The sequence below is a fragment of the Pseudomonas sp. NPDC089741 genome, from assembly GCF_044748825.1.
In the GTDB taxonomy this organism is placed as follows: Bacteria; Pseudomonadota; Gammaproteobacteria; order Pseudomonadales; family Pseudomonadaceae; genus Aquipseudomonas; species Aquipseudomonas helmanticensis.
On sequence record NZ_JBIVGT010000024.1, the window covers coordinates 79002 to 83684 of the forward strand.

The 4683-nt window shown below is 58.2% G+C and carries 3 protein-coding genes and 2 pseudogenes; all 5 read right to left on the bottom strand.

Annotation, left to right across the window (positions count from 1 at the left end; all coding sequences use genetic code 11):
* Positions 1-190 (bottom strand): annotated as a pseudogene (locus ACIPZE_RS20605) (polynucleotide phosphorylase/polyadenylase); the annotation flags it as partial.
* A gap of 193 nt (positions 191-383) precedes the next feature.
* A pseudogene (rpsO, locus tag ACIPZE_RS20610) lies at positions 384-652 on the bottom strand (30S ribosomal protein S15).
* A 142-nt stretch (positions 653-794) separates the two neighbouring features.
* Positions 795-1712, bottom strand: a complete 918-nt coding sequence (truB, locus tag ACIPZE_RS20615; protein WP_283437726.1) for a tRNA pseudouridine(55) synthase TruB — start codon at positions 1710-1712, stop codon at positions 795-797.
* 4 nt (positions 1713-1716) lie between these two features.
* Entirely contained in the window at positions 1717-2118 is a 402-nt protein-coding gene (gene rbfA / locus ACIPZE_RS20620; RefSeq protein WP_007915259.1) for a 30S ribosome-binding factor RbfA, read from the bottom strand.
* Between the two features lie 160 nt (positions 2119-2278).
* Positions 2279-4683, bottom strand: a 2405-nt coding sequence (gene infB, locus ACIPZE_RS20625; RefSeq protein WP_400774947.1) for a translation initiation factor IF-2, incomplete at its 5' end; no start/stop codon positions are given.

A 4683-nucleotide genomic window follows, 5' to 3' on the forward strand; every position in this document is an offset into this window, starting at 1 on the left:
GGTAGTGAACCGACAGAGGGAAGAAGCCCTTGCCTGGATCAGCTTGTTTTGCACCGACTACAGTCACCAATACGCTGACGTCGTCGTCAACGGTGACCAATACTGCGCCGGAGGCCTGACGGGCGATACGGCCAGTCTCGAGGGTAACGGTCGATTGACCGAACTGGAATTTTTTGATTACCGGGTTCACGGTGTCCTACCTTCTTTGTGGCTCTTGGGGGAACTGGTTTCTTGCGAATTCTTGGGCAATGTCGGGAATCGGCCCAACGCCTGTCCAGGGTAAAACGTGTATCCAGATAAAACTTGAGGCTGGGAGCCTGCAAGACGCCGGCGGTAAACCGCTGACGTCCGACAGACCACCAACCTCATAGCGCAATCGCTGATTAGCGACGCAGACCCAGGCGAGCGATCAGAGCGCTGTAACGGCTCACGTCCTTGCCTTTCAGGTAGTCCAGCAGCTTGCGACGCTGGTTTACCATGCGGATCAGACCACGACGGAGTGGTGATCTTTACCGTTGGCCTTGAAGTGACCTTGCAGTTTGTTGATGTTGTGGGTCAGCAGTGCAACTTGCACTTCTGGCGAACCAGTGTCACCAACAGCTTGCTGGTAGTCAGCAACGATTTGAGCTTTTTCTTGAACGTCGAGAGCCATGAGGCAATCCTTTTATCAGGAAACTGTTTCAGGGAAACAGCTTCAACAGGCCAGGGACAAATCCCTGTATCTATAAATGAGTCGTGACCGTGCCTGTTAACAGCCACACTCGCCGACCTGCTGTTACACAGGCCGGTTCCGGTCATTCTGACCGAATCAGTCGACGTGGCGCGATGCGCCCGTCTTCGCTCACTTCACCGATACCGATGAAGCGACCATTGTGATCCTGTACCCGTACCATGCCGAACTTCGGCGCATCCGGGGCACGTACCGGCTGGCCATTAAGCCAGTAGAACGCGCTCGCTTCCGAGAAGTGCAGCAACGGCCAATCCAGCAGGCCGCTGTCCGATGGCATCAGGAAGCGGTCGACCGCCTCGTTGCCGCCTTCGGCATGTACCGCTTCCAGCTCTTCGAGGGTGACGGTCTGTGCCAGGGTGAAAGGCCCGGCCTGGGTACGACGCAGTTCTGCGACGTACGCACCACAACCGAGTTGCTCACCGATATCCTCCACCAGGGTGCGAATATAGGTGCCCTTGCTGCAATCCACCGCAAGACGCGCAGTATCGCCTTCGAAGGCCAGTAATTCCAAGCGCGCAATAGTAACAGAACGCGGTTCGCGCTCCACTACTTCGCCTGCACGGGCCAACTTGTACAACGGCTGGCCATCACGCTTGAGTGCCGAGTACATCGGCGGTATCTGACTGATTTGCCCGCGAAATTTCGGCAATGCCGCTTCGACATCGGTGCGACCAACGGTCACCGGGCGCTCCTGCAAAACTTCACCTTCGGCGTCTGCCGTGGTGGTGGTCTTGCCCAGTTGCGCCAGGGTTTCGTAACCCTTGTCGGAATCGAGCAGGTATTGCGAAAACTTGGTTGCCTCACCAAAGCACAACGGCAAGACACCGGTGGCCAATGGATCGAGGCTGCCGGTGTGCCCGGCCTTCTCGGCATTGAGCAGCCAGCGAACCTTCTGCAACGCGGCGTTGGAGGTGAACCCCAACGGTTTGTCGAGCAGGATGATACCGCTGACGTTACGACGGATACGTTTGACCTGAGCCACCGAATTACTCCTTGGTGTCTTCAGGTTCAGCAGCGACCGGGTGCTGATTGTCTTCAGCCACGGCACGCTCGATCAGCGCCGACAAATGCGCGCCACGGACGACGGATTCGTCGTAGTGGAAGTGCAATTGCGGCACGCTGCGCAGTTTCATTTCACGGGCCAGCTGCATACGCAGGAAACCTGCGGCTGCATTCAGCACCTTGATGCTTTGCGCGATATCTTCAGCGTTGTCCTGGCCCATCACGGTGATGAAGATCTTCGCGTGACCGACGTCACGGCTGACTTCCACTGCGGTAATGGTGACCAGGCCGACGCGCGGGTCTTTGACTTCGCGACGGATCAGTTGAGCCAGCTCGCGCTGCATCTGATCGCCGATACGTTGGGTACGGCTGTATTCTTTTGCCATGATTTTGTTACCTGTTACTGCCCCGCGGCGAAACCCGCAAGGTCTGAAAGCGGCAAACGCCCGGCCTGACAAATGCCAGACCGGGCGTTGCGTTTAGAGTCCTTGTGATGCGCCACACCCTTGGGTGCGGCCGACCATCACGGCTCCTGAAGTGCGCGAGTTAGAGGCTGCGAGCAACCTGAACCTTCTCGAAGACTTCGATCTTGTCGCCGACTTTGACGTCGTTGTAGCTCTTAACGCCGATACCGCATTCCATGCCGGCACGTACTTCGGAAGCGTCATCCTTGAAGCGGCGCAGGGATTCCAGCTCGCCTTCGAAGATAACAATGTCTTCACGCAGTACACGGATCGGACGGTTACGGTGCACAACACCTTCGATCACCATACAGCCTGCGATCGCGCCAAACTTCGGCGAACGGAACACGTCACGCACTTCGGCGATACCCAGGATGTTCTCGCGAACATCGCTGCCGAGCATACCGGTCAGGGCTTTCTTGACGTCTTCGATGATGTCGTAGATCACGTTGTAGTAACGCATGTCCAGACCTTCCTGCTCGACGATCTTGCGTGCGCCAGCATCGGCACGCACGTTGAAGCCGAACAGTACAGCGTTGGAAGCCAGTGCCAGGTTAGCGTCGGACTCGGTGATACCACCGACACCGCCGCCGACTACGCGCACTTGAACTTCGTCGTTGCCCAGGCCATTCAAGGCACCGTTCAACGCTTCCAGCGAACCACGGACGTCGGATTTGAGGACGATGTTGAGCGTCTTCTTCTCGGCCTGACCCATGTTTTCGAAGATATTTTCCAGCTTGCCGGCGTGAGCGCGAGCCAGTTTGACTTCGCGGAACTTGCCTTGACGGAACAGAGCCACTTCACGGGCTTTCTTCTCGTCAGCAACAACGCTCATCTCGTCGCCAGCGTCCGGAGTACCGTCCAGGCCGAGGATCTCGACAGGGATGGATGGACCGGCTTCCTTGATTGGCTTGCCGTTCTCGTCGAGCATGGCACGCACGCGGCCATAGTTCGAACCGACCAGGACCATGTCGCCTTGGCGCAGGGTACCGTCTTGAACCAGAACGGTTGCAACCGGGCCACGACCTTTGTCGAGACGCGATTCAACCACAACGCCACGGCCAGGAGCCGACGGAGTTGCTTTCAGTTCGAGAACTTCAGCTTGCAGCAGAACAGCTTCGAGCAGCTCGTCGACGCCAGTACCGACCTTCGCCGAAACCGGTACGAACGGCGTATCACCGCCCCACTCTTCGGAAGTCACGCCGTGAACCGACAGTTCGCTACGGATGCGATCGAGATCAGCGCCCGGCTTGTCGATCTTGTTCACTGCAACAACCAGTGGAACGCCAGCCGCTACAGCGTGCTGGACAGCTTCAATGGTCTGCGGCATCACGCCGTCGTCCGCTGCAACTACCAGGATCACGATGTCGGTCGCCTTGGCACCACGGGCACGCATTGCGGTAAACGCGGCGTGACCCGGGGTGTCGAGGAAGGTGACCATGCCGCGTTCGGTTTCAACGTGGTACGCACCGATGTGCTGGGTGATACCACCGGCTTCGCCAGCAGCTACCTTGGCACGACGGATGTAGTCGAGCAGGGAAGTCTTACCGTGGTCAACGTGGCCCATTACGGTCACGACTGGTGCACGGGAGAACGACTCGCCTTCAAACTTCAGGGACTCGGCCAGGGAGTCTTCCAGGGCGGTGTCGCTGACCAGGGTCACTTTGTGGCCCAGTTCTTCGGCTACCAGTTGAGCAGTTTCCTGATCAAGCACCTGGTTGATGGTCGCTGGGGTACCCAGTTTGAACATGAACTTGATGATTTCAGCAGCCTTGACCGACATCTGATTGGCGAGATCGCCAACAGTGATGGTCTCGCCGATCTGCACATCACGCACGACAGGGCCGGTTGGGCTCTGGAAACCGTGGGCGTTGCGCTTCTTCAGCTTGGCCTTGCCGCGACCACCGCGACGGAAGCCATCGCTTTCTTCGTCGGTAGTGCGTGGCGCCACGCGTGGAGCCGGCGCTTTTTCTTTGACCGAGGCGCGATGCGGAGCGTTTTTGCGCTCGCCATCACCACCACCGCTGCGACGATTGTTGTCGTCGGCACGTGGCTTGTCCGGACGGCGCTGTTCGTTCTGCTTGTTGCGAACGTCAGCAGACGGAGCTGGAGCAGCGGCAGCGACCGGTGCGCTTTCGCGTACAGGTTCTGCAGCGGCAACCGGCGCCGCAACGGCGGCGCTGTTAGCGTTCTGCGCAGCAGCAGGCTGGTTACGCGCTTCTACTTCGGCGCGTTGCTTGGCTTCTTCTTCAGCCTTCTGACGGGCAGCATTTTCTACTGCGCGACGCTCATCCAGTTCACGCTTGCGTTCGGCTTCGATTTCTTCCGGGCTACGCTGTACGAAAACTTTCTTTTTGCGGACTTCTACGCTGATGCTTTTGCTACCAGCCACACGCAGGGTGCTGGTGGTTTTACGCTGCAGCGTGATCGTGCGTGGTTCTTCCACTTTCGCCTTGTGGCTGCTTTTCAAGTGAGTCAGCAGGGACTGCC